24 protein-coding genes and 1 pseudogene are annotated in these 23,954 nt (G+C 50.2%); 10 read left to right on the top strand and 15 right to left on the bottom strand.

Features of this window, described 5'->3' with window-relative positions; all coding sequences use genetic code 11:
- Nucleotides 1-53: 53 nt before the first annotated feature.
- The 5 genes from DYD62_RS10800 to DYD62_RS10780 all read left to right on the top strand — a co-directional run bounded on the left by DYD62_RS10800 (nucleotide 54) and on the right by DYD62_RS10780 (nucleotide 4,254).
- The gene (locus DYD62_RS10800) at nucleotides 54-971 is read left to right on the top strand and encodes a LysR family transcriptional regulator ArgP (RefSeq protein WP_115227339.1); all 918 of its coding nucleotides are present in this window, start codon (nucleotides 54-56) and stop codon (nucleotides 969-971) included.
- 156 nt (nucleotides 972-1,127) lie between these two features.
- Nucleotides 1,128-1,655, top strand: coding sequence for a YbhB/YbcL family Raf kinase inhibitor-like protein (locus DYD62_RS10795; RefSeq protein ID WP_115227338.1), 528 nt, complete (start codon nucleotides 1,128-1,130; stop codon nucleotides 1,653-1,655).
- 276 nt (nucleotides 1,656-1,931) lie between these two features.
- Entirely contained in the window at nucleotides 1,932-2,732 is an 801-nt protein-coding gene (locus tag DYD62_RS10790; RefSeq protein WP_115227337.1) for a helix-turn-helix transcriptional regulator, read from the top strand.
- Between the two features lie 157 nt (nucleotides 2,733-2,889).
- On the top strand, nucleotides 2,890-3,387 hold the full coding sequence (locus tag DYD62_RS10785) for a DUF4442 domain-containing protein (RefSeq protein ID WP_115227336.1): 498 nt from the start codon (nucleotides 2,890-2,892) through the stop codon (nucleotides 3,385-3,387).
- A gap of 54 nt (nucleotides 3,388-3,441) precedes the next feature.
- The gene (locus DYD62_RS10780) at nucleotides 3,442-4,254 is read left to right on the top strand and encodes a crotonase/enoyl-CoA hydratase family protein (protein ID WP_115227335.1); all 813 of its coding nucleotides are present in this window, start codon (nucleotides 3,442-3,444) and stop codon (nucleotides 4,252-4,254) included.
- 605 nt (nucleotides 4,255-4,859) lie between these two features.
- Here DYD62_RS10780 and DYD62_RS10775 read toward each other — a convergent pair.
- The 15 genes and pseudogenes from DYD62_RS10775 to DYD62_RS23435 all read right to left on the bottom strand — a co-directional run bounded on the left by DYD62_RS10775 (nucleotide 4,860) and on the right by DYD62_RS23435 (nucleotide 21,805).
- On the bottom strand, nucleotides 4,860-5,975 hold the full coding sequence (locus DYD62_RS10775; protein ID WP_115227334.1) for a GTP pyrophosphokinase: 1,116 nt from the start codon (nucleotides 5,973-5,975) through the stop codon (nucleotides 4,860-4,862).
- A 235-nt stretch (nucleotides 5,976-6,210) separates the two neighbouring features.
- Nucleotides 6,211-7,386: an O-succinylhomoserine sulfhydrylase gene (locus DYD62_RS10770; protein ID WP_115227333.1), complete on the bottom strand. Its 1,176-nt coding sequence runs from the start codon at nucleotides 7,384-7,386 to the stop codon at nucleotides 6,211-6,213.
- Between the two features lie 145 nt (nucleotides 7,387-7,531).
- Nucleotides 7,532-8,656, bottom strand: a complete 1,125-nt coding sequence (locus DYD62_RS10765) for an HD domain-containing phosphohydrolase (RefSeq protein WP_115227332.1) — start codon at nucleotides 8,654-8,656, stop codon at nucleotides 7,532-7,534.
- A gap of 335 nt (nucleotides 8,657-8,991) precedes the next feature.
- Nucleotides 8,992-10,533: an amidophosphoribosyltransferase gene (gene purF, locus DYD62_RS10760; protein WP_115227331.1), complete on the bottom strand. Its 1,542-nt coding sequence runs from the start codon at nucleotides 10,531-10,533 to the stop codon at nucleotides 8,992-8,994.
- Between the two features lie 139 nt (nucleotides 10,534-10,672).
- On the bottom strand, nucleotides 10,673-11,164 hold the full coding sequence (locus DYD62_RS10755) for a CvpA family protein (RefSeq protein WP_115227330.1): 492 nt from the start codon (nucleotides 11,162-11,164) through the stop codon (nucleotides 10,673-10,675).
- A gap of 8 nt (nucleotides 11,165-11,172) precedes the next feature.
- Nucleotides 11,173-11,916: an SPOR domain-containing protein gene (locus DYD62_RS10750; protein ID WP_115227329.1), complete on the bottom strand. Its 744-nt coding sequence runs from the start codon at nucleotides 11,914-11,916 to the stop codon at nucleotides 11,173-11,175.
- A 2-nt stretch (nucleotides 11,917-11,918) separates the two neighbouring features.
- The gene (gene folC, locus DYD62_RS10745; protein WP_115227328.1) at nucleotides 11,919-13,202 is read right to left on the bottom strand and encodes a bifunctional tetrahydrofolate synthase/dihydrofolate synthase; all 1,284 of its coding nucleotides are present in this window, start codon (nucleotides 13,200-13,202) and stop codon (nucleotides 11,919-11,921) included.
- Nucleotides 13,202-14,067: pseudogene (gene accD / locus DYD62_RS10740) on the bottom strand (acetyl-CoA carboxylase, carboxyltransferase subunit beta). Before accD ends, folC begins: the two are co-directional and overlap by 1 nt.
- Before the next feature lie 78 nt (nucleotides 14,068-14,145).
- Entirely contained in the window at nucleotides 14,146-14,949 is an 804-nt protein-coding gene (trpA, locus tag DYD62_RS10735) for a tryptophan synthase subunit alpha (protein ID WP_115227327.1), read from the bottom strand.
- Nucleotides 14,950-14,953: 4 nt separating this feature from the next.
- On the bottom strand, nucleotides 14,954-16,183 hold the full coding sequence (gene trpB, locus DYD62_RS10730; protein WP_115228273.1) for a tryptophan synthase subunit beta: 1,230 nt from the start codon (nucleotides 16,181-16,183) through the stop codon (nucleotides 14,954-14,956).
- Entirely contained in the window at nucleotides 16,176-16,808 is a 633-nt protein-coding gene (locus DYD62_RS10725; RefSeq protein WP_115227326.1) for a phosphoribosylanthranilate isomerase, read from the bottom strand. Before DYD62_RS10725 ends, trpB begins: the two co-directional genes overlap by 8 nt.
- A gap of 15 nt (nucleotides 16,809-16,823) precedes the next feature.
- Complete coding sequence (gene truA / locus DYD62_RS10720) at nucleotides 16,824-17,606, bottom strand: tRNA pseudouridine(38-40) synthase TruA (protein ID WP_115227325.1); 783 nt, start codon at nucleotides 17,604-17,606, stop codon at nucleotides 16,824-16,826.
- The gene (locus DYD62_RS10715) at nucleotides 17,606-18,232 is read right to left on the bottom strand and encodes an energy-coupling factor transporter transmembrane component T family protein (protein WP_115227324.1); all 627 of its coding nucleotides are present in this window, start codon (nucleotides 18,230-18,232) and stop codon (nucleotides 17,606-17,608) included. Before DYD62_RS10715 ends, truA begins: the two co-directional genes overlap by 1 nt.
- Nucleotides 18,229-21,102: a motility hub landmark protein FimV gene (locus DYD62_RS10710; RefSeq protein ID WP_132038650.1), complete on the bottom strand. Its 2,874-nt coding sequence runs from the start codon at nucleotides 21,100-21,102 to the stop codon at nucleotides 18,229-18,231. Before DYD62_RS10710 ends, DYD62_RS10715 begins: the two co-directional genes overlap by 4 nt.
- Before the next feature lie 520 nt (nucleotides 21,103-21,622).
- The gene (locus DYD62_RS23435) at nucleotides 21,623-21,805 is read right to left on the bottom strand and encodes a hypothetical protein (RefSeq protein WP_132038651.1); all 183 of its coding nucleotides are present in this window, start codon (nucleotides 21,803-21,805) and stop codon (nucleotides 21,623-21,625) included.
- Nucleotides 21,806-22,037: 232 nt separating this feature from the next.
- Here DYD62_RS23435 and fdxA point away from each other — a divergent pair, with 232 nt between their 5' ends.
- The 5 genes from fdxA to rplI all read left to right on the top strand — a co-directional run bounded on the left by fdxA (nucleotide 22,038) and on the right by rplI (nucleotide 23,906).
- Complete coding sequence (gene fdxA / locus DYD62_RS10705) at nucleotides 22,038-22,361, top strand: ferredoxin FdxA (protein WP_115227322.1); 324 nt, start codon at nucleotides 22,038-22,040, stop codon at nucleotides 22,359-22,361.
- A gap of 119 nt (nucleotides 22,362-22,480) precedes the next feature.
- Nucleotides 22,481-22,846: a 30S ribosomal protein S6 gene (gene rpsF, locus DYD62_RS10700; protein ID WP_046351878.1), complete on the top strand. Its 366-nt coding sequence runs from the start codon at nucleotides 22,481-22,483 to the stop codon at nucleotides 22,844-22,846.
- A 53-nt stretch (nucleotides 22,847-22,899) separates the two neighbouring features.
- Nucleotides 22,900-23,205, top strand: coding sequence for a primosomal replication protein N (gene priB / locus DYD62_RS10695; protein ID WP_165928650.1), 306 nt, complete (start codon nucleotides 22,900-22,902; stop codon nucleotides 23,203-23,205).
- Between the two features lie 8 nt (nucleotides 23,206-23,213).
- A complete protein-coding gene (gene rpsR / locus DYD62_RS10690) occupies nucleotides 23,214-23,441 on the top strand; it encodes a 30S ribosomal protein S18 (RefSeq protein WP_046351876.1) in 228 nt (75 codons plus the stop codon).
- Between the two features lie 15 nt (nucleotides 23,442-23,456).
- Nucleotides 23,457-23,906, top strand: coding sequence for a 50S ribosomal protein L9 (gene rplI, locus DYD62_RS10685; RefSeq protein WP_115227320.1), 450 nt, complete (start codon nucleotides 23,457-23,459; stop codon nucleotides 23,904-23,906).
- Nucleotides 23,907-23,954 lie beyond the last annotated feature (48 nt).

Raw genomic sequence — 23,954 nt, 5'->3', positions numbered from 1 at the left:
CATGCTTGATTTATGGTAAAACAAGCAATTCTTATGTTGCATAAGCCAAACTGATGCTTGACTACAAATTACTGGAAGCGCTGGATATGGTGGTGCGTGAAAGCAGTTTTGAGCGGGCCGCCAAGCGCCTGTTTTTAACGCAGTCTGCCGTATCGCAGCGCATTAAATCGCTGGAAGAAAAACTGGGCAAAGTATTAGTGGTGCGTGAAAGCCCAGTGCACGCCACGCGCGCGGGTGAAAAGCTGATTGTGCATTTCAGGCAGGTGCGCCAATTAGAGGCCGCCCTTGCCGAGCAAATCGATTTTAAAGAGCAGGATTGGCAAAGCGTGCGCCTAGGGGTGAATGCTGACAGCCTAGCGATTGGTTTACTGGATGCGCTGGCCCCGCTATTAGAAAGCGAGCGTTTACTACTTGAATGTGTAATCGATGATGAAGGCTATACGCTGGATTTGCTGCGGGCAGGCGATGTGGCAGGCTGCATCAGCACGCAGCCCAGCGCGGTAACGGGCTGCGCCGTACAAAGCCTGGGCAGCATGCCCTATGTTTTTGTGGCAACGCCTGCTTTTGCAGAGCGGCATTTCGCTCAGGGCTTTACCCAAACCGCGCTGATGCATGCGCCAACGGCCATTTTTGGCAACCGCGATTCCCTGCACAAACGCTGGTTAGGCGAGCGTTACGGCATTATGGATGATCACTTCCCCTGCCATCAGATCCCTGAAAGCCATGCGCTGTTTGATGCGGTATGCTTTGGCTTGGCTTACGCTGCCATTCCTTACGCCCAAGCCAAACCCGCCATTGCATCGGGTAAAATCATTGAGCTGGCCGCAAGCGAGCGTATTCATATCCCGCTGTACTGGCATCACTGGCAAAAACAAACGCAGGAAGCCAAGCGCATCAGCGATGCGGTATTGGCCTTTGGACGACGCGCTTTGCCATCACAAGAAGCGTCGCTCTATCTGAACGCATTGTAAGTACAATGCAAAGTGGGGCTTACCCCCAAGCGATTAAAAGCACTTTTACTCATAAATAACATGATCAGAGCGAAATAAGCTAAAAATAGAGCGTTTAAGGATAAAACAAGCAGGCAAGGCTTTATATGATGAGGGCTCTGATTAAGGAGCCACACAATGAAAGCCATGCTATTAACCGCCTTACTGATAAGCCAAACAGTTTTTGCCGCAGATTTTAGTGTTCGCAGTACAGATATCAAGGCCGATACCCCGATGTCGGCCAAACAAGAATTTAACGGCTTTGGCTGCAGCGGAGCAAACCTCTCCCCCCAATTACAATGGCAAAATGCGCCCGCTGGCACCAAAAGCTTTGCAATTACCGTATTTGATCCAGACGCACCGACAGGCAGCGGTTGGTGGCACTGGAATGTGGTCAATATCCCAGCAAGTACAACATCTGTAGCCACGGGCAGCGTCCCTAAGGGCGCATTAGAAACGCGTACCGACTACGGCGCAGCAGGCTTTGGTGGAGCATGTCCACCCGCTGGAGACCCCGCTCACCGTTATATCCACACTATCTGGGCTTTAGATATTGAACAGCTTCCATTGGATGCCCAAACCAGCGGTGCATTGGTGGGCTATATGCTGAACCAACACAAGCTTGGCACCGCTCAACTGATCGCGACATATCAGCGGAAAAAATAAACGCCAGAAACCAAGCCGTTTGTACTTGTAAGGCAGGTGAAACCCACGGGCTATCATCCTGCCCCTATCAACTTAAGACAAAAAAACAGGAGCAAGTCTGGTTTTGCATAGGGTGTGCAAGTCGTTTTTCTTGCACCGCATTTTCTGCGCTTCGTCGTTGTACACCCTAAAAAAATGCCGATTTCCTAGAACAAAAGCATCGTTAATAGGATGAGCTTACTTCTGCCTTGCAATCAAGAAAGTGCTTACAATAATTCTCAATCAACTGGAGCCTGAATGAGCCAGCTTACAAGCCGCAGTATTCAGCAGTGTGTGATTCAGGCCAAAGCCACCCAGTCTTTACGACAAGTGTGCTTTCTGCAATTCACCCTGATGCGGGTACGCCATGGTGCCAAGCATATTTACCTCAACGAGCAAACGCAGATTGCCCGTAGTGGCGAGATCATCATTGTGCCCGCAGGGCTAGAAATGAGCTTATCTAATCAACCAGATGCACATGGCTATGTTTGTGAAGTGCTGCAACTCGACCCCCAAATTATGCAAGCATGCCGCAGGGCCTATCCCAAGGCCGTACACGCCTTGCAAACCATAGACCCTAAGCTGTGCGCCAAACTCAACCCCACCCTTACCCAGCTATGGGATGAGCTTTTTACAGCAAGCCAGCATGGCGAAATCATAGAGCTACTAGAGCATAGAGCCATTGGCTTATTACTAGGGCTGGCCTTAGCAGGCTTAGGTGGCGCACTCTTTGTTGACCGTAGCTCAGCGGTCGTTACGCGGGTCCAGCAACAGGTTTTATTCCAGCCAGGCAAAGAATGGACCGTAGAAGAAATGGCTCAACATTTACAAATGGGCGCATCCACGCTACGCCGCCAGCTAGGACTAGAAGGCAGCTCATTTCGAAAAATACTTGAGCACGTCAGATTAAATACAGCTTTAGGCATGATTCAAACAAGCAGGCAACCCATAGGACAAATAGCAAGGCAATGCGGCTTTGCCTCTGCCTCCCGTTTTAGCAGCCGCTTTCATCTGCACTTTGGAATCAAGCCCTTGCTACTCAGGGCCAGTGTAATGTAAGTGCTGTGCCAAACTTATTGCATTTAAAACACCGCCGTAAGCTCTGCGACAAAACACTACATTAAAACGATCGTTTGTAAAGGCGGGATATTCCGGTCACAAGCGGCGCGGTTTCTTGCTATTTTATCTTCTACTCCAGATCGATAAGGCCGCCCAGATGACCCGCCCACTCAATAAAATGAGCCGTATTGCCGCCAAAACGGCCAATCTGCCACAAGGCTTACGCAGCTTTATCCTGACCCGCCTGTTTGGCCGTATCGTGCCTTTTTTATCCACGGCCTCTGTGCAGTTTGAAGAAGTCAGTGCGGCGCGGCTGGTGGTCTCCATTAAAAACCGCCGCAAGGTGCAAAACCATATCAAAGGCGTGCACGCTGCGGCGATGGCATTGCTGGCCGAAACCAGCACCGGCTTTGTGATGGGCATGAATGTGCCGGACGATAAGCTGCTGCTGCTTAAAGCCATGCATGTGGATTACCAAAAGCGCTCACAGGGCGATATGCGTGCCGTAGCCACCCTAAGTGATGATCAAATCGAGCTATTACACAGCACAGAAAAAGGTAATTTTTCTGTAAATGTAGAGATCAGCGATGAATCTGGCGAAGCGCCTATTCAGTGCGAAATGGTCTGGGCGTGGCTGCCTAAAAAGCGCGATTAAGCCTTTCACAACAATTTAATACCACTGCAAGCTTCTATTAAAAAAGGACGCCCCATGCAATACGAAACGATTGAAGTGAATGTCAGCAACGCCATCGCCCTTGTCACCCTGAATCGCCCTAAAAAAGCCAATTCGCTCAACGCCCTGATGTGGCAAGAAATCAAAGCGGCCTTGCAATGGTGCGACCAAAGCGCCGAAGTGCGTGCAGTGGTACTGAATGGCGCCGGGCGTAATTTCTGTGCAGGCATCGATTTAATGATGCTGGCTGAAATTCAGACCAGCCTGACGAGCGAATGCGAAGCGCGTAATCGCGAAACCATCCGCGCACTGATTTTAAACCTGCAATCCTCAGTCAGCAGCCTAGAACTCTGCCGCAAACCCGTGATCGCCGCGATTCATGGTGCCTGCGTGGGTGGCGGCTTAGATTTGGTACTGGCAGCCGATTTTAGATACGCCAGCACAGACGCCAGCTTTAGCGTGCGCGAAGTGGCAATGGGCCTTGTTGCCGACGTAGGCAGCTTGCAGCGCCTAGGCCGTGTGGTTGGGGAGGGCACAGCGCGTGAAATGACCTTCACCGCCATGGACATGCCCGCCAACGAGGCGCTAAGCGTGCGCCTAGTGAACAAAGTCTTAGCCAGCCCAGAAGAATGCCTTGCCGCCGCCATGCGCACCGCCAGCGTCATCGCCGCCCAATCCCCGCTGGCTGTGCGCGGCAGCAAACAGGTGCTGAACTACAGCCGCGATCATAGCGTAAACGACGGTCTGGAATACGTCGCCACCTGGAACGGCGGCATGCTGCTCTCTGCCGACATTAAAGAAGCCATCACCGCACAAATGAGCGGGCGAGCGGCGCAGTATTTGGATTAAATACTCAGGAGGGGCATAAGTATCTAGGCAAGTTTAATGCACTTATTCCACCCTTTGAAAAAGGGGGGTCAGGGGTGATTTGGAATGGCATCTTTTTACAAAGATGCAATAAACAAAGCTACCCCAAGGTAAATCCCCCTCGGGCCCCCTCAGCCCCCTTTAACAAAGGGGGAGGCTACAGTGCTGAAAGAGCCGCTTATTGTATGTAGTTACTTATGCAGAAGTGCTCACCACCAGACCTGCGACTTAAAACAAAAAACAGTTCGATATCTGATTTTATATAGGGTGCACAAGTCGCCTTTCTTGCGCACCGCCCTGTGCACTCCGACTACCTGCTGTACACCCTAAGAAATGCCAATTCATCTTTATGTAAATCAAGAACACAGGCTATAAGCTGTCAAATTATTTAGCAGACTATTAACAGTTTTTAACTAGCGGATGTTAGGCGGTGGAAACCCAAATATTATGCAAGGGATGTTGGCTTTGACCCGAAGGTAATATTGCAAGAGGCAAGGACTGACCCCAGCCCCTGAATAATTACAAAACAAGAAAGAAAATAGGAAGTGATTAAAGCACAGAGAGACGAGGCATTTTAGATAGAAGGATCATTTAGTACGGGCCCCTAGAAAACTTTTCGCGACTTCAAACACGCGATTAGCAATGGTGCGCTCATAACCAGACATTAATAGGTTGCCAACTCGAAAGAGATCCGCATAGGAGGCAATGAGAATTAGTTCACAAATAAAGCCTGCAGTTGCATACCATGTTGACGATGACTCTCTTTCGCCCGCAATGTACTGCGCATGTAAGTATTCCTTCGACCATCGAACTGCTCTATTGAGCACGGCATCAAAATCTTCTACTGTTGTAAGGCCAGCAATTGTAGCAAGCCGAAGTGTATCGGAGAGCCGATCTATAGAGTCATCTTCGTCGACTATTTCATTGTCAGGGGTCTCAAAAGAAAAACCAGCAGATTCCGCGTCGGCACAAATCTCCATAACCACTAGCGAGGTAGAAATGTATTCGTCTAGTGAGACACTATCGAGCAGAATAGAACGCTCCCCTGTTGCAAGTTGAGCAGTGATCTCCTTTCGAACCTCCCCCGAGGCATCGCGTAGAGAAACGAATTCATCATCTGCAAGTTCGAACAGGGCAGAAAGGCGGAAGAGCTTTCGCTTGAGAGCGATCGGGACGTCTTCTTCACGCTTATACTGGAGCTTATGAGAGATGGCGGCCCAAGCGTGCTGCAGCACAGTTCGCACTTGAATTTCTGCACAAATGGCGTCAAACCCACCCCACTCCAATAAAGCTGAACGCGTTGGAGAAAGACGCACCACAAAGTGTGATGACCGATAGCCAAACTCAGCCCCCTGTGATGAGTGAAGAACTGAGAGGCCGTCATCTACGAGAAACTCCTCTTGGATAAGTCTGCCAATCGCGTCTGCATGATCTTGGTAGTAGGTAATCACCCGGAGACCGCATAAGTCAGACACTTCGCTCAACGGGTCGCGGTATGATTTTGATGAGCGGTTAATCTTCTCCTTGAGACTAACGACATCCTTGGTACGCGATTCGATGAGATGAAACTCGAGCTTCTGAGCCTGAAGAAGATCGCGAAGCAAAACCTCAAGTTTAGTAGTAAAACTCACCAACAGCGGGCGCTTCAGAGCATATTCATTCACCGCCTCTACGTTTGAGAGGGCAGGTTTTGAAGTAAGCATGGGTATTCCTAGTCCTAACGCCGAGTTCAGCGGCAATTAATAAGTTGTGGTCTTGTGAAATATTGTTTCACAGCAAAAACACAAAACTGCGATTTAAAAACCATCCGACGGTAGCGGGGCGCAGTCATTGTCTTTATTCACTTACTGACTGGCGTACTGCGCATCGCTGAGCGACTAAAAACTGTCGCACGCGGAGCTTCGAGTACGCCCTACACATATCATTCAAACAAAAATACTAAGCCAATCCCTGCTCCAAATCAGCAATTAAATCATCAATATATTCCAGCCCTACCGAAATACGGATCAGGCCTTCGGTGATGCCTGCTGCTTCACGCGCGGCGGGGGTGATTCGGCCGTGGGTGGTGCTGGCGGGGTGGGTGATGGTGCTGCGGGTGTCGCCCAGATTGGCGGTGCGGCTGATCAGTTGCACGGCGTCGACGATTTTCCAGGCTTGCTCGCGGCCACCTTTCACCACGAAAGACACCATGCCGCCGCCCGCGTTTTGCTGGGTCATGGCCAGCGCGTGCTGCGGGTGCGAAGGCAGGCCGGGGTAGTAGACTTGCTCTACGGCGGGGTGCGCTTCTAGGTAGGAGGCCAGTTTTAAGGCGGTTTCTGAATGGGCGCGCATGCGGATTGGCAGGGTTTCTAGGCCCTTGAGTAAGACCCATGCATTAAAGGCTGACAAGCTTGGGCCAGCGGTGCGCAGGAATAAATACACGGGGTCAACCAGTGCTGATGAGCCGACGACCGCCCCGCCCAGCACGCGGCCCTGGCCATCGATATATTTGGTGGCCGAATGCACCACCAAATCGGCGCCAAGTGCTAATGGTTTTTGCAGGATGGGGGTGCAAAAGCAGTTGTCCACCACCAGCAGGGCATCGTGGGCATGGGCGATATCGGCAATGGTGCGAATATCGCTAATTTCAGTCAGCGGATTGGATGGCGTTTCTAAAAACAGCAACTTGGTATTCGGCTGGCAGGCCGCTGCCCATTCGGCGGTATCCGTCGCTGAAACATAGGTGACACTAACACCAAACTTACTTAGGTAGACATTTAGTAGCTGAATGGTGGAGCCAAACAGGCTGGCCGAGGCCACTACATGATCGCCGGATTTTAAATGCGCCATAAACAGCGACAAGATCGCGCTCATGCCTGATGCGGTGGCCACGGCGCGCTCGGCCCCTTCTAAGGCGGCGAGTCTTTCTTCAAAGGCTGTGACTGTGGGATTAGTAAAGCGGGAGTAAATAAAGCCGGGCATCTGGCCGGTAAATTTTAATGAGGCTTCTTCAGCGCTGCCCACCACAAAGCTAGATGTCAGGTACATCGCATCAGAGTGTTCGCCAAACTGACTGCGGGTAGTGCCCGCTCTAACGGCTAAAGTATCGGGGTGCAGGAATTCATCTTCAAACATGGCTTTCTCTACTTGTTCTAAGGAGGGGCATTCATTCAAGGCAGCAACATCCGCTTTTGGCGCTTATTATAACGTAAGCATTACAGCCCGCTGCCCCTTTCCCCGCTTATTCAAGCCTTTTTTCAGCCACTCCCAAGCCATGCAATTACTGATCTGCAAAACGATCCTGTATCCGCCGCCGCTCCTGCTCTGCGCCACGCAGGGCATTCACGCATTCTGCATCCAGACGTCCAAGCGCTGCTTCGCGCTCTAGCTCGGCCCAAACCCGCTCTTCTGTCCATGACAGCTTGTAGGGCCGTACATTGCTCAGGGCATCAAACACATCGGCTACGGCCACAATGCGCGCTTCCAGCGGGATATCTGCCATCAGCAGGCCACGCGGATAGCCAGAGCCATCTCCCCGCTCATGATGACCCGCCACCATATTACGCATCACACTGGTTGACATGTTTTCTACCATCCCCAAGCCTGAAATAATCTGATCAATCAGATTTTCGCCCATTTCCACATGACTGCGCATGACCCGCCATTCTTCATCATCTAATTGACCCGGTTTAAATAAAATTCGATCAGGGATGCCTACCTTGCCAATATCATGCAAAGGTGCAAATAAATAAACATATTCAACAAATTCATCTGGCAGTGAATATGAATGAGCCAGTTCTTTAGCAATAATGCGCGAATAGCTGGCCATACGCTCTAGGTGATTACCGGTTTCCAAATCACGGACTTTGGCTAAATCACTGGCAATATGCACCGTGCCAATCAGGCTGCGCACGGCGGTGAGCTGCAATAAATAAAGCTGAGCAATCAGACCCGTAAAAATATCTAAAAAGCGGGCAGATTCTTCAGTAAAAAAACAGGCCGACTTTGAATCAAAAAAGATAAACCCTGCCAGCTCGTCTCTTTGATATACCGGCACGGTATAGCTGGATAAATAGCCCATACCCTTCAGCCAAGCGGTATGTTCTGTGCATTTAGGGAAACTGTCGTCAATATCCTGCACAACGCGCGACTGACGAGCCTTTGCAAGCGCTCTTAAGGAGGGCACGTTTTGCAACTTCGCCTCATAGGCAGCCAAAGCCACGCCATCATGGTTGCTGCTCACAAAGGTTTTCAGCGTATCACTGGCCGAGTCATAAATCGCCAGTGCCACCCGGTCTACACCGGGATAGCGGGATGAAATCACTTTGTGAATTGTCTCTACACTTTCAGTCATGTTTTTGGCTGAAGGGCCCAGCTCTAAAAATTGGGGGGTCGCATTGTGCATACAAAACCTGCTGATGGTTTAGAAGCGCCATAAAAGCAAAAGACCAGACTAAGCTAGAAATAAACTAGATTACTTAAACAATAGATTCAATCCATGGCCGCAACAAGACTACAGCCAACCTTTGGGCAGGTAGCCATAAAATGTGCGTAAGCTAACAACTTAATGCAATCTATTTTTGTAAGAAATGCATGCGTCATACCTATTCGCCCTCTTTTTTTATCTGACACCCAGCGAAAACACTGCTTACCTAGGATAAGACAAAGAAACGTTTATGCTGGAAACGGCAGGCAAAAAAAACGCCAGCCCTCAGGCTGGCGTTTTAATTATGGGCAGGCTTAGAGCAAATTCTGCTCGCCTACGCCAATATTCATATCTAATAAACGGCTTTCTGCCACATCACCAGCTTTTGCAGACAAGGGCGACAAACGCTTTGCTTCTAATTCATCCAGATACGCAGGTGTAATATCACCTGTAATGTACTGACCATCGAAACATGATGTTTCAAATGAAGTGATTACCCCGCCGCTGGCTTTGCTGCATGCATCAATCAGGGCATCTAATTCCTGATAGATAATGGCATCCACGCCAATTTCATCGGCAATTTGCTGATCAGTGCGCCCTGTTGCAATCAGCTCGGCACGGGTTGGCATATCAATACCGTAAACATGCGGATACATAACAGGTGGCGCTGCAGAGGCCAGATACACCTTTGTGGCACCGCAATCTCGCACCATTTGTACGATCTGGCGGCTAGTTGTGCCACGCACAATGGAATCATCGACCAGCAATACATTTTTGCCACGGAATTCAACGGCAATTGGATTGAGCTTTTGGCGAACCGATTTTTTACGGCTGGCTTGGCCAGGCATAATAAAGGTGCGGCCAATATAGCGGTTTTTCATAAAGCCTTCGCGATATGGCAAACCTAATTTATTAGCTAATTGCAAGGCTGAATCACGGCTAGTATCCGGAATAGGAATCACCACGTCGATATCAAGCTTTGGAATCACGGCAGCTACTTTATCGGCCAGATTTTCACCCATGTTTAAGCGCGCTTCGTGCACTGAAATACCATCAATCACGGTATCCGGGCGGGCAAAATAAACATGTTCAAAAATACAAGGCACCAGCACAGGATTAGCGTGGCATTGCTTGCTGTGGAATTCGCCTTCAAAAGTCACGAATACGGCTTCACCCGGCGCAATATCGCGCTCAAATTTAAAGCCCAATACATCATGCGCCACCGATTCGGAGGCCACGATGTACTCCAAGCCTTCTGGTGTTTCATGCGTACCTAAGCAAAGCGGGCGAATACCGTAAGGATCACGGAATGCCACCAAGCCAAAGCCTGCAATCATGGCAACTACCGCGTAAGCCCCTTTAACCCGGGCATGCACCGCAGTAATTGCATCAAAAATGGTTTCCGCATTCAGCTCAGGGCCTTTTACGCGGCGGGACAATTCGTGGGCAAAAACATTCAGCAGTGCTTCAGAATCAGAATTGGTATTGATATGGCGCAGGTCAGTGCGGTACATATCTTCTTTGAGCTGCTTATCGTTGGTTAAGTTGCCGTTATGCGCCAGCACGATACCAAACGGGCTGTTGACATAAAAAGGCTGAGATTCAGCCAAGCTGGATGCAGATCCTGCGGTTGGGTAACGCACATGCCCAATACCGGCATTGCCCATCAAAGAGCGCATATTGCGAGTGCGGAACACATCACTCACTAAGCCCTGCCCTTTGTGCATATGGAGCGTCAGCCCCTCTGCCGTTACAATCCCTGCTGCATCTTGCCCACGATGCTGTAAAACCAACAAGCCATCGTACAACAGCTGATTAACGGGTGTCTTGGCGACGATACCTACAATGCCACACATCAGAAATGCCCCTTTGAGTTCTTAATCGTAACAAATGCGTACTGCCAGTCAGTCTGGCAGTTAATTTTGGCCTGAACGGCAACTGCTAAAAACAAGGGACGAAGGACTCATCCAAATCAATCCGCCAACTGCACAGCGGTTAATCATAATGAATGCGGGCTGCCAGTGCTTCTGGCAGCCAAATCTTGGCCATCACGGCCGCTTCTTCAAACAGGGGGCTGAACATGGCATTCCGCCATATTGTTTGCTTGGGCAGACTAGTAAACCCCGCCAGCAAAACCAGCGTTAAACTCAGTAAAAAACCGCGAACCAAACCAAAACCTGCACCAAAAAGCCGGTCAGCCGGCTTAAGTCCGGTGGCTTGCATAAATTGATTCAGCGTTACCCTTAACATAGCCGAGGCCACCCAGGTCACAAAAAAAATCGCGACAAAAGCGGCCAGATAGCGCAGCTCTTCATTCGGCAGATTTTTAGGCATCCATACAGACACCTGGCTGGAATAATGGCTGGCCAGCCAAAACGCCAACACCCATGCCGCCAGCGCCAACGCTTCCTGCACAAGGCCCCGCATTACTGAGAGCAGCATGGAAAGCCCCATGATGCCTAATATTGTGTAATCAAAGCCAGTCATGCTTTAACCTATTTGCCAGACAGGTGCCCGCTAAAACCAAGCACTCCCATTTTTTTAAGGTAACTCTGAGCTTTTTCTTCATCGTGAACAGGGCCAACACGTACACGGGTTAAAGCGCCTTTGTCTGTAACCGTTTTTTCGGAATAAGCAGGAATCCCAGCTCCTTGTAATTTACTGACCACCTGAGCCGCCTTATCCGCGTCGGCATAAGCGCCAATTTGAATGTAATAGCGCTTAGGATCAGCAGCCGCCGATTTTGCTGCGGGGGCTACATCCAGCCCTTCCAAAATACGCTGCGGGTCGACGGCAGGCTTGGGAGTGGGCGTGGGTTTGGCTACAGGAGCAGGTTTAGGAGAAGGTGTCGCGGTAGGAATCACCACTTTTTTCTGGTGATTCACCAGTTTACCCGGCAGCACACTCTGTGCAGGGCTGGCCACGCGGTAAGCGGGTTCGGGTGTTGCAACAGGAGGCTGAATTTCTTCAGGCACAGGGGTAATCAGTGCGGCACCGGCCTGCTCTACAGCTGAGGCCTGCGCCACAACGACAGGCTCGGGCGATGGCTGTTGTAATGCCGGCGAGCTGGAAATAATTTCAATATTATTTCCACCGGCAATGACGGCTGGCGGCGCACTATCGAGTGCAGTCCATAAAACGATCAGAGCAAACAGCACCAGTGCAATCGCACCCACAAGGCGGCGGCGGGCACGTTTTTTAAGCTGCAGCAAATCATCGCTGACATTTCGGTTGATCATATTCAGCGCTCACGCGTCGCCATGACTTCAGCAACTGTGTAAAAGGATCCAAAGGCGAGAATTCTATCACTTTCATCCGCAAGCTTACAGGCCGAAGCGAAAGCAAGCGCTACATTCTCATAAATATTTATTTTCGCCAGCGGTGCAAGCTTGCCGACAATTTCAGCAAGTTGCGTCGGGGTTGCTGCTCGTGGCAGCTGTGGTGCAGCTAAATGCCAGACATCAATACGATCTGCCAATAAAGCCACTACACCGGCAATATCTTTATCCGCCATCATCCCCAGCACCGCATGGGTGCTTGAATAAAAGCCCATATTATCTAAATTGGCACGTAAGACTTTCGCCGCATGCGGATTATGCCCCACATCCAGCACAACAGCAGGACGGCCGGGTAAAACCTGAAAGCGTGCAGCCAGCTCAACTTCCAGCAGGCCACGTTTAATATCACCAATCCCAACCGGCAGTACATCTTTTACCGCATCGAGCAGCGCCAGCACAACGGCAGCATTACCTAACTGGTACTGGCCGCGTAGTGCAGGAAACGGCAGCGCATGGCGGCGCACGCCTGCTTTATTCCACCATGTCCACTGCTGCCCTTCTGCCTGTTTTTCAAAACCGAAATCTTGTCCGATCAGCTGCAGATGCGCGCCGATGCGCTGCGCTTCAGCAATCAGCGTGGCAGGTGGTTCGGGGTCTGCGCAAAGTGCAATTTTGCCCTGCCGGTAAATGCCGGCTTTTTCATGCCCGATGGCTTCGCGGGTATCACCCAAAAATGACTGATGATCCAGCCCCACATTAACCACAGCAGAAGCCACAGGCTCAAAAGCATTCACGGCATCCAGACGCCCGCCTAAGCCGACTTCCATCACAGCCACATCAACGCCTGCGGCCATAAACTGCTGCATTGCGGCTAAGGTGCCAAATTCGAAATAAGTGAGGGAAGTGTCGCCACGGGCGTTTTCAATTGCTTGAAAGCTGGCGACAATATCGGCATCAGAAGCGGGGCGAAGATTAATCGCCACCCTTTCCTGATAATGCAGTAAGTGAGGTGAGGTATAAGTGCCTACTTTATATCCTGCTGCACACAAAATACTGGAAAGCATGGTACAAACTGAGCCTTTGCCATTTGTCCCCCCCACCAGCAGCACAGAAAAATCAGGTTTTAAACCTAAGGCATCCCGCACGCGAACAACACGCTCCAAACCCATATCAATGGCGCTTGGGTGAAGTTGCTCTAAATGGGATAACCACGCATCAAGGGAGAGGGAATCAAACGGCATAGACATCAGTTAAGGGCTGGCTGTTTAGAAAGAAGGGTCATTAATTGCGCTAATTTCTGACGCATTTCACGGCGATCAACCACCATATCCAATGCGCCTTTTTCCAGCAGGAACTCAGCACGCTGAAAACCTTCCGGTAATGTTTCACGCACGGTCTGCTCAATCACGCGCTGGCCCGCAAAGCCAATCAGTGCACCAGGCTCAGCCATTACGATGTCACCCAGAAAGGCAAAAGAGGCAGATACCCCCCCATTGTCGGGTCCGTCAGAATAGAAATAAACGGCAGTTTCTTATCCGCAAGCTTAGTCAAAATGGCGCTGGTTTTGGTCATTTGCATCAGCGAATTCAAACCTTCCTGCATTCGCGCACCGCCTGAAGCTGAAACGCAAATAAAGGGGACATTGTTTTCAATCGCAGTAAGTACGCCGCGCACAAAACGCTCGCCCACAACCGAGCCCATTGAGCCGCCGATAAATTTAAATTCAAATGCCGCCATGACAACCGGCACATTCTGAATCGCGCCCTGCATCACGACCAGCGCGTCTTCTTCGCCCGTTGCTGCCTGAGCTGCGCTCAGCCTCTCGCTGTATTTCTTGCTGTCTTTAAACTTCAGAACATCCAGCGGTTTAACTTCTGCGCCAATCTCAAATCGCCCTTCCTGATCAAGCAGGATGTCCAGCCGGCGACGTGCAGAAACAGCATTGTGATAATCACATTTAGGGCAGACTTCTAAATTATTTTCCAGATCAGTGCGGTATAAAACCGCGCTGCAGGCCGGGCACTTGTGCCAGAGGCCTTCCGGTACACCGGACTTACTCACCGTGGTACGGATCTTAATCTTTGGCGGAAGCAGTTTTTGCAGCCAGCTCATTGTATTCCTCCATCAGCACCGCTCTAAGGGGCGTTAAAATCCCGCCATCTTTGCAGATGACGGGATTTTAAAACACGCTTAAACGCGAGCGGTGTCCATCGCGGCACGAATGCCGGTAAGAAAATCAGTTAATCGATCAGCAAGGCCTTCTTCTCCGGCCTCAGCTTCTTTTACCAAACGTGAACCAATCACCACTGCATCGGCCACGGCAGCCACTGCTTTTGCAGTAGCTGCATCACTAATCCCAAAACCAACGCCAATCGGGATGGTGAGATATTCTTTTAATACACTTAGCTTTTCTGTTACATCAGCGATGTCCAGATTGGCCGAGCCTGTTACCCCTTTCAGGGAAACATAGTACACATAGCCCGATGCCAGCTCGGCAACTGCTTTAATTCTGGATGCGTGCGTTGTTGGTGCCAGCAAAAAGATCGGATCAATGCCGTGAGCTTTTAAAATAGCCACGCGCTCTTTGGCTTCTTCCGGCGGCAAATCAACGGTCAGTACGCCGTCCACGCCCGCTTGTACTGCTGCTTTGGAAAAAGCCTCATAGCCCATTGCTTCCATCGGATTCGCGTAGCCCATCAGCACAACGGGTGTTTCTGTGTTTTTCTGGCGAAATTCAGCCACCATTCCAAGCACATTGCGTAAACTCACGCCGTGCAGGAGTGCGCGCTCTGATGCGCGTTGAATCACCGGGCCATCGGCCATCGGATCAGAAAAAGGCACGCCCAATTCCAAAATATCCGCACCGCCAGCGACCAGTGCATGCATGACATCCACCGTTACACGGGGATGCGGATCACCTGCCGTGACAAAAGGAATCAGGGCTTGGCGATTTTGGCTTTGTAAGCGCGAGAATGTCTGTTGAATTCTGGACATAGCATTAGTTTCCAAGTTCGATGCCGGAAAGGCGGGCCAACGTAGGAATATCTTTATCACCACGACCGGATAAATTCACCAGAATCACCTGATCTTTAGACATCGTTTTTGCCATCTTTGCAGCATGGGCCAGCGCATGGCTCGACTCAAGGGCCGGAATGATACCCTCAAAATGACAAAGATCGTGAAAAGCTGCAATGGCTTCGTCATCATTAATTGCCACATACTCAGCGCGACCGATGTCTTTCAGGTAGCTGTGCTCTGGCCCCACCCCCGGATAATCCAGCCCGGCAGAGATAGAATGCGTGTCTGCAATCTGCCCATCTTCATCCTGCATCAGGAAGGTACGGTTGCCGTGCAGGATACCTACTTTAGCGTCAGAGGTCAGCGGCGCAGCATGGCGGCCGGTTTCAACGCCATCCCCCCCTGCCTCTACACCAATCAAACGCACGGATAAATCATCCACATAGGGGTAGAAAATCCCAATCGCATTCGAGCCACCGCCCACACAAGCCACAACCGCATCAGGCTGACGGCCTATCATTTCCGGCATCTGTACTTTGCACTCATCGCCGATAACACGCTGAAAATCGCGCACCAGCTGCGGATAAGGATGCGGGCCTGCACATGTGCCAATAATGTAGTAGGTAGAATCCACATTGGTTACCCAATCACGCATCGCTTCATTCATCGCGTCTTTCAGGGTTTTTGTGCCTGATTCTACGGCGACCACTTTTGCGCCCAGCAATTTCATCCTGAATACATTAGGTGCCTGGCGCTTCACATCTTCCGCGCCCATATAAACGATACATTCAAGGCCATAACGTGCCGCTACGGTCGCCGAAGCGACACCGTGCTGACCCGCGCCCGTTTCGGCAATGACCCGTTTTTTACCCATACGGCGGGCAAGCAGCGCCTGGCCGATGGTGTTGTTCACTTTATGCGCGCCGGTGTGATTCAGGTCTTCGCGCTTTAAATAGATTTGTGCGCCACCCAGTGCCTCGGACCAGCGTTTTGCGTGATAAATGGGGCTTGGACGTCCAACATAGTGTTTGAGCTCGCTGTGATACTCAGCAACAAAATCTGGGTCTTGCAGGGCTTTTTCGTACTCAATACGTAGCTCATCCAAAGCAGGAATCAGGGTTTCAGCAACAAAAATGCCACCAAATTGGCCAAAATGGCCGAGGGAATCAGGTTGCTGATAGGGCTGCTGCTCGTGTTTAGTCTCAGTCATGCGCTTTTCTCTCTGCTTGATTAATAAAGGCAGCAATTTTTGCTGCATCTTTGATTCCCTTGCTGCTTTCTACGCCGCTAGATACATCCACGGCCCAAGGCCTAACCTTACAAATCGCTTCATAGACATTATCCGGATGCAAACCACCCGACAAAACCAGTGGCAAAGACAGATCTTTAGGCAAAAGATCCCAATCAAAAGCCTCACCCGTCCCACCTGGCACCCCTTCTACAAAAGCATCAACTAAAATCCCTTTGCAAAGCGCGTCCACAAAACGCTGTGCATATTCTACCAAATTTATGTCAGGTGTTACCCTTAGTGCTTTTAAATAAGGGCGTCCAAACTGACGGCAATACTCAGGTGTTTCATCACCATGAAATTGCAAGATATCCAGCGGCACACGGTCAAGTACGCTGCGCACAAAAGCCGCCTCTGCATTCACAAACAAACCCACACTGCTTACAAAAGCAGGCAAAGCGGCGACAATTTGCGCCGCAACGGCAATCTCTACATGCCGTGGGCTGGGTGGATAAAACACCAGACCAATTGCATCAGCCCCCAGCTCCGCCGTACGTCTTGCCATTTCCGGATCAAGCAAACCGCAAATTTTGATACGTGGATTCATTCGCCTCCCCCCTTTTTAAATCAAACCATGACGCGAAACCGGCTCGCTGGCCAGACCAAACTCAGGGGGATAGCTTACACCAGCAAGATAGAGTCCGTCTGGCATAAAGGTAGGAGGAGCACTCGTTCTGTCACGGGCAAGGATTAAATCAGCCATCCATTCAGGGGATTCATGCCCTTTTCCGACATGCAGCAAGGCCCCCATAATATTGCGCACCATATGGTGGAGGAAGGCGTCTGCAGAGAAATCACAGATAATCAGACTGCCTTCTTTCTGAATATGGGCCCTAGTCATGGTTTTAACGGGGGTTTTAGCTTGGCACTCCGCCGCTCTGAAGCTTGAAAAATCATGCTGCCCCAAAAGATGCACGGCTGCGGCTTGCATTGCAGCAAAATCCAGATCATTAAAAGCCCAGCCCATGCGGCCAGACCATAATGCCGGGCGCACAGGGTGATTGAGCAGCAGATAACGATAGTGACGAGCAAAGGCAGAAAAGCGCGCATGAAAGGCATCGGGTACGGGCGCAGCCCACAATACAGCCACCGTATCAGGCAAAAAGCTGTTCACCCCCCTCACCCACGCAGTTAATGGGCGATTAACATCCGTTTCAAAATGAACGATTTGTCTGGCCCCGTGCACCCCGGCATCTGTGCGGCCAGCGGCATGAACCTGAACAGGCTCTCCTGCCATTTGACTGAGCGCAGCCTCTAAAGCGGCCTGCACAGTCGGTAAGTCTTTTTGAATTTGCCAGCCATAGAAGGCCCGGCCATCGTATTCCACTGCGAGCGCGTATTTCATTACACCATCATCAATAAAGTGAACAGCACTGCGGCAAACAAGGCCCAAAGCAGCGCCAAATCAAAAAAAGACAGCGACTCTACCAGAATAGAGACTTCCTGCAACTCGCAAGGCTGCTCAGCCCCGGCCAATTGCATCAAAAACCCCTCCCGGTTTAAAGCGTGTTGTTGCAGCAGCAGATCACCCGAAAAAGCCATGGTCAGGCTTAAACGCAGGGCCCAGCGCTCACGATCGAACCCAAGGAATGTAAAAGGAGTGAGGAGCACATAGAGCCCCGAAAACATTCGGGCAGAACTTAAGCGCCACAACAACAGCTGCAAAGCCGCTAGCACACCCAGAAGGCGCACCAGCTGCAGCAAACCCCAGCAGAGCCCCTCTTCTGTGGGAGACCATCGGCTCGGCCACAGATACTGCCCAGGCGTGGACCAGCCATAGACCAAGGTAATGACCAAGAGCAGGAAACGCATCCGTTTTAAAGTGCGCCAGCAGCGCCCAGAGCAACAACAAAAGGCCAGAAAAATGCATATGGCAGAAAAAACAATGAGTGGCGCACCCTGCAAAACTTGCAGGATGCACGCCACCCAAAGCCAGACTGCAATTTGATTTGCAGAATGAATTCTAATCAAAGATTACCCAACAAAGCCTGTGCTTGCTTTTGCTGCTCAGGATTACCTTCACCAATGGCCTCTTGCAAGATCTCTCTTGCCCCTTCAGTGTCTCCCATATCAACATAAGCCTTTGCCAGATCAATTTTGGTTTGCACCGGATCATCCCCGGCAAATTCCAGTAATGAATCTGAAGACGCACCTGAATCTGCAGCAAAATCCAGATTCATTTCGGCCAGATCAATCGATTCTTCCGCGCCAGAAGCCGCAGGCACTGAAGCCTCAAGCGGCGTATCCAGTGAGAAATCAAAATCCAGACCTAAACCATCATCTGCACTTGTTGCCTCCAGTACATCCTCAGCCACAGGCAGCGCCTTTGCTGCTGGTGCAACAGGCACTTCCGGAGCAGAAAGCACGCCCAAATCCAGATCAGGCAATTCAGCAGAGAAATCAGCAGGTACTGTCGCGGCTTCCGGCATGCTGTCCAGACCATCAAAATCCAGATCAAACGCCTCATCTGCCGGGGCACTTGCTTCCAAAGCGTTTCCAAAATCGACTGGCATATCCAGAGATAACATATTCTCTGATTCAGGCGCACTGGCTGGTGCCGCGACCTTTGCAGGCTCTTCCGGAACCAAAAAGTCATCTAGGCCAAAGTCAATCCCCATCGCAAAATCATCAGGGGCTGGCGTACTTGCTGCAGGAGCAGGTGTAACCTCAGGTAGATCAAAATCCAGCGAAGATAAAGCAGCCGGCTGCGAAGTATCCGCAAACGGATTAAGCTCCTGCACAGGCTCAGGCGCTGTGCCCATGTCAAAATCAAGCGACAGATCTAAATCAGCCAGATCATTTTGTATTTTATCTTGCGGTGCATCCGGGATCTCTTCGCTCATCAAAGCATCAAAATCACTCACACCCGCAGAAGGTGCAGTTGCCGCTGGATCATCAAAAGACAAATCAAAATCATCAGCCACGGGTGCAATTGCCTGACTTACAAGCGGTGCAGCCGCGACGGCAGCCACGGCTGCCACGGCTGCCACAACAGGTGCTACTGCGGGCTCAATGCGTTTGTACAAAGGATTTTCAGGATCCAGTACGCTACCCTGATATGCCGCTTGCTCCCATTGCGCGCCCTTACCTCCGGTCATGGCAAATAAATCAGCCGCAATTTCTTCGTATGATGTTGGGTCTTTCTTGGCTGCAAATATTTCCAGCAGCTTCATACGAATTTCATGACGCGCAGGGTCTTTAAGCAGTGCATCCCGCAGAATTTCTTCTGCTTGCTCATTACGATCGTAAGCCATATAAACTTCGGCTTCAGCAATCGGATCAACCTCATCCGTATCAATCGTACCTAAGCCCTGGCGGCTGAAATCAGTAAGAAAAGAGTTTTCAGTGGGCTGAGTACTAATGACTGCACCACCGGTATTACCCAGAAGGGTATTGGACTTTAAATCGCCACCGGTCAGTACGCTGTCTGCAAATGCAGAGCCCTGCTTACGACGACGCGCCCACCAAAGACCAGCCCCGCCCAATAAAAGCGCAGCCAGCCCGCCACCAATCGGCAAGGCATTATCAGCCACTACATCCATCATGCCGGGCTCTGGCTCGGGTGCCGGAGGCGGAGCAATAACGCGGCGTTTTTTAGGCTGGCTGGCAGCCGCCTGAATGGGTTGCTCAGTAGGTGCACTACCCGCAATAGCCGCAGCCTCAGAGGCATGTTCAGCTACGGGCACTGATGCTGCTGCCGGCACCGCTGTGGCAACAGGGGCCACGGCAGGCGTATCCGTTGGTTTGCTTGCCAGCTCTACACCTGCTCGGCTTTTAAGGGCCAGCAGCTTTTCCATATCCTGTACATTTTTTTGCAGTGCTGCGACGCGCTGATTTGCTTCATCCAAACCCTTTTGCCGTGCAGTTACCTCTTCCTCCAGAGCACGAATCCGCGCCTGCTCGCCCTGCTGATCAGCCTTCGCCTTACCAGGCGCTTCACCCTTAGAGAGCTTAAGCACATCTTGGTTGGCATTACCTGATTTTACTTTTTCTTCAACTTTCGGGCTAATGCGCCCGGCATTTGCAGACTCATTCCCCGCAACAGCGGCACGTTTTTGAACCGACTCTGCTACTTTATTGCGATACGCCTGCCAGTCTTTAGACTGCAAACGCACCTCTTGCCCGGCTTCCTTTGCAGGGACTGCCTGCAAATTTTCTTTAGCTGGAATATTTAAAATCTTACCCCGGCGCAAACGATTCATATTGCCATCAAAAGCATCAGGGTTTTGCCGGTAAAGCCCAACCAGCATCTGCTCAAGTGAGACGCCCTCAGCAGCAGTCTGGCGAGCAACACTCGATAAAGTATCGCCCGGCTGTACTTTATATTGCTGATCGCCGCTGGCTTTTTCTGCCTGACTTGCCGCTGATGAGGTTTTTTTACTTGGCGCAGCAACTGCACCTTTGCGACGGGTGCCCGGCAAGGCTGATGGCGCAAACTGCTCGTTTGCCTTTGCCTCAGCGCCCGCAGACGAGCGCGAGTTCTGATAACCCGGCGGATCAATCAAGGCGGTATAGTCCCGCTGAATTTTGCCTCCAGACCAGTTCAGATCAACCAGCAGATCCAGAAAAGGCTCAGACACAGATTGTGCAGAACTGATTAATACATATTGCTGCCCATTCGCGCGTTTTTCTATAACCAGACGCAAACCTAGCGACGCAGGTGGATAAGCCACCTGTGCTTGGGCAAATGCCTCTGGTGACGCAAGCCGGACAAGCAAGCTTTCGGATTCCCCTGGCTGAACTGAAACCAGATCAATTTCAGCCCGAAATGGCTGACCAAGCCCGGAAAGCACGTTTAACCTACCCAAGCCCACTGCACCAGCAGAGGGTGGCAAAGTCAATATAAGAGCAAGGACACACGCCTTGAGTTTCGGTTTGATTGGCACAATTCCCCCAGCACTTCACTTTATTTTTAACCAGGTATGATATAAAACCCAGCGCTTACAGCCCGACGAACATAACATTTGCGCCAAGCCTGACGCAAGTCATGCACTTAATTTACACATACCGCCACGATGGCAAATCTGCTTTTTTTTGAGACATCTCAATATCCGGTCCGGACTGAAAATCTGCAAAAAAACAGGAGAGCAAAACTGGCAATACATCAATTTGCTAATAAAAAATACACTTAAATCATATAGCAAATAATATAGCACTATTCCAATAGTTATCTACACAAATCAAAAATTCAACTTAAATACCACGTTTTTCCCCTGATGAAGTATGGAAAAAATCATAAAATCCCGGACCGACCATCCTTAAGTCATTGATTTTACTTAGCCACTTTTTGCCGACCACGATTTAATCAAAGTCAGCCCGGAAATTTATTATTCCAAAGTCAGGATAAAAAAAATCAATCCATTACCCAGGAAGGGTAAACACAAAATATCCGAGCAGAGCAATTATAACGCCCATTGCCATTACACCAAAATCCTCACTCAAGCCCCAGCGCAACAATAAGGTGAATACCCGAGCGGAAACGATAACAGACAAATCAATTAAATCATCCTTATTAATGAAAACCATCCCGCTTGCACTATCCACTTAACATAAAACCATAGATAAAACTCATCCAAAATCGCAAAATAGCCCAGCTAGCCGGCACGATGCTAGCGCAGCACGAATCACAATCGCACGCACCGATTATCACTACTAATTATTTATAAATAACTAGCTTATTGCTTCTAAAGCACGGGGCTCTGCTAAAATCAGGGACGATCTGCCCAAACTTTGTGCAGCTCAAGGACCAGTGCCCAATATATATAAGGATTCAATCATGACGTACGTAGTGACCGACGCCTGTGTGAAATGCAAATACACGGATTGCGTCGATGTATGCCCGGTAGACTGTTTTCGTGAAGGGCCAAATTTTTTAGTGATTGATCCTGATGAATGTATCGATTGCACACTCTGTGTTGCCGAATGCCCCGTTGAAGCGATTTATGCAGAAGACGACGTTCCGGCTGACATGCAGGACTACATTGAACTTAACGCTGAAATGTCTAAAATCTGGCATGCCATTGTAGAAAAGAAAGATCCGCTCCCCGATCACGAAACATGGGCTGCGGTCAGCGGCAAGATTGATCAGATCGAACGTTAAGTGCCTGCGTTTTATATCCCTTGAGTCCGGCTCAATTCTCCGGTATGATCCGCCCCTCTTAACAACCCTTGCCTGACCGTAGTCGCACGCGGCAGGCTTAACATCCATAAGGAGATGTCATGCGACATTACGAAATCGTATTTATCGTGCATCCGGATCAAAGCGAACAGGTTCCAGCGATGATTGATCGCTACAAGACCCTGATCACCAACGGTGGTGGTGCTATTCACCGCCTTGAAGACTGGGGCCGTCGTCAGTTAGCTTACCCGATCCAAAAGATCCACAAAGCTCACTACGTCATGATGAACGTCGAAATCAGCCAATTGATTTTGGACGAACTCGAACACGCCTTCAAATTCAATGACGCCGTTCTGCGCCACATCACTCTGCGCACAGAACATGCTGTTGTTGAAGCTTCCCCAATGATGAAGGAAGAGAAGTCCAAGTCCCTGACACCAGCCGCCGAAGGCGTTCCTGCTGCCTAAGGTAAACAGTAAGCACTGCGAAATTTTCGCCTTGCTTGCTATGGACTACTAAATTGGACAAACGCAACCGGGTACTTATTGACGGTACCGTTATAAAACGAAGCGATATACGTTACACCCCTGCTGGAACGCCTGTTTTAGAAATTGTGATCACTCACCTTTCCGAGCAGACCGAAGCAGGTAAACACCGCAAGGTGGAGTGTGAAGTGGCCATGTTGGCACTCGGTGATATTGCAGCAAGACTTGCACCCATTCAAATCGGGCAAAGACTTGCCAGCAAAGGTTTTATTGCCGCAAAAAGTAATCGTTACCGCAATGAGCTTGTGTTGCATCTCGAAGAATTTGAATTGTTGAATTGAGGTTTATCATGTCGCGTCATCTGTTCAAGCGGAAAAAATTCTGCCGCTTTACCGCCGAAGGCATTGCCCACGTGGATTACAAAGATATTGCTCTGTTAAAAGACTTTATCTCTGAAAACGGTAAAATCATCCCAGCTCGTATCACTGGTACTAAAGCTAAGTTCCAACGCCAGCTGTCTGAAGCAATCAAAGTAGCTCGTCTGCTTGCGCTTCTGCCATACACCGACCAACACTAAGAGAGAAGAATAAAAATGCAAATCATTCTGCTCGAAAAAGTAGCAAACTTAGGTGGTCTTGGTGATGTTGTTACCGTAAAAGATGGTTACGCACGTAACTTTCTGGTACCACAAGGTAAAGCAAAACGCGCAACTGCAGCTAACCTGGCACAATTCGAAGCTCGTCGTGTAGAGCTCGAAGCACGTCAGGCTGAAATCATTGCAGCAGCTACAGCTCGCGCTGCTAAGCTGGAAGGCTCCGCAGTAACGATCGAACAAAAAGCCGGTGTTGATGGCCGTCTGTTCGGTTCAGTAAGCACACAAGACATCGCCGAAGCATTCGTTGCTGCTGGCTTTGAAGTGGCTAAATCTGAAGTTCGTCTGCCTGATGGTCCTTTCAAGCAAATCGGCGAATACGATGTTGAACTTGCTCTGCACCACGAAATCGTTGCTGCAGTGAAAGTTACTGTTGTTGGTATTAACTAATCTTTACGATTAATTAATAGCTTCACATATGAAAACGGCAATCTTTCG

This window comes from Iodobacter fluviatilis, from assembly GCF_900451195.1.
GTDB classification, from domain to species: domain Bacteria; phylum Pseudomonadota; class Gammaproteobacteria; order Burkholderiales; family Chitinibacteraceae; genus Iodobacter; species Iodobacter fluviatilis.
The sequence above is the reverse complement of the archived record's forward strand: the minus strand, read 5'-3'. Positions and strand labels throughout refer to the sequence as shown.

Coding starts and splice junctions, on each gene's coding strand:
- DYD62_RS10800 (WP_115227339.1), top strand. CDS start 54: ATGCTTGACTACAAATTACTGGAAGCGCTGGATATGGTGGTGCGTGAA.
- DYD62_RS10795 (WP_115227338.1), top strand. CDS start 1,128: ATGAAAGCCATGCTATTAACCGCCTTACTGATAAGCCAAACAGTTTTT.
- DYD62_RS10790 (WP_115227337.1), top strand. CDS start 1,932: ATGAGCCAGCTTACAAGCCGCAGTATTCAGCAGTGTGTGATTCAGGCC.
- DYD62_RS10785 (WP_115227336.1), top strand. CDS start 2,890: ATGACCCGCCCACTCAATAAAATGAGCCGTATTGCCGCCAAAACGGCC.
- DYD62_RS10780 (WP_115227335.1), top strand. CDS start 3,442: ATGCAATACGAAACGATTGAAGTGAATGTCAGCAACGCCATCGCCCTT.
- DYD62_RS10775 (WP_115227334.1), bottom strand. CDS start 5,975: ATGCTTACTTCAAAACCTGCCCTCTCAAACGTAGAGGCGGTGAATGAA.
- DYD62_RS10770 (WP_115227333.1), bottom strand. CDS start 7,386: ATGTTTGAAGATGAATTCCTGCACCCCGATACTTTAGCCGTTAGAGCG.
- DYD62_RS10765 (WP_115227332.1), bottom strand. CDS start 8,656: ATGCACAATGCGACCCCCCAATTTTTAGAGCTGGGCCCTTCAGCCAAA.
- purF (WP_115227331.1), bottom strand. CDS start 10,533: ATGTGTGGCATTGTAGGTATCGTCGCCAAGACACCCGTTAATCAGCTG.
- DYD62_RS10755 (WP_115227330.1), bottom strand. CDS start 11,164: ATGACTGGCTTTGATTACACAATATTAGGCATCATGGGGCTTTCCATG.
- DYD62_RS10750 (WP_115227329.1), bottom strand. CDS start 11,916: ATGATCAACCGAAATGTCAGCGATGATTTGCTGCAGCTTAAAAAACGT.
- folC (WP_115227328.1), bottom strand. CDS start 13,202: ATGTCTATGCCGTTTGATTCCCTCTCCCTTGATGCGTGGTTATCCCAT.
- trpA (WP_115227327.1), bottom strand. CDS start 14,949: ATGTCCAGAATTCAACAGACATTCTCGCGCTTACAAAGCCAAAATCGC.
- trpB (WP_115228273.1), bottom strand. CDS start 16,183: ATGACTGAGACTAAACACGAGCAGCAGCCCTATCAGCAACCTGATTCC.
- DYD62_RS10725 (WP_115227326.1), bottom strand. CDS start 16,808: ATGAATCCACGTATCAAAATTTGCGGTTTGCTTGATCCGGAAATGGCA.
- truA (WP_115227325.1), bottom strand. CDS start 17,606: ATGAAATACGCGCTCGCAGTGGAATACGATGGCCGGGCCTTCTATGGC.
- fdxA (WP_115227322.1), top strand. CDS start 22,038: ATGACGTACGTAGTGACCGACGCCTGTGTGAAATGCAAATACACGGAT.
- rpsF (WP_046351878.1), top strand. CDS start 22,481: ATGCGACATTACGAAATCGTATTTATCGTGCATCCGGATCAAAGCGAA.
- rpsR (WP_046351876.1), top strand. CDS start 23,214: ATGTCGCGTCATCTGTTCAAGCGGAAAAAATTCTGCCGCTTTACCGCC.
- rplI (WP_115227320.1), top strand. CDS start 23,457: ATGCAAATCATTCTGCTCGAAAAAGTAGCAAACTTAGGTGGTCTTGGT.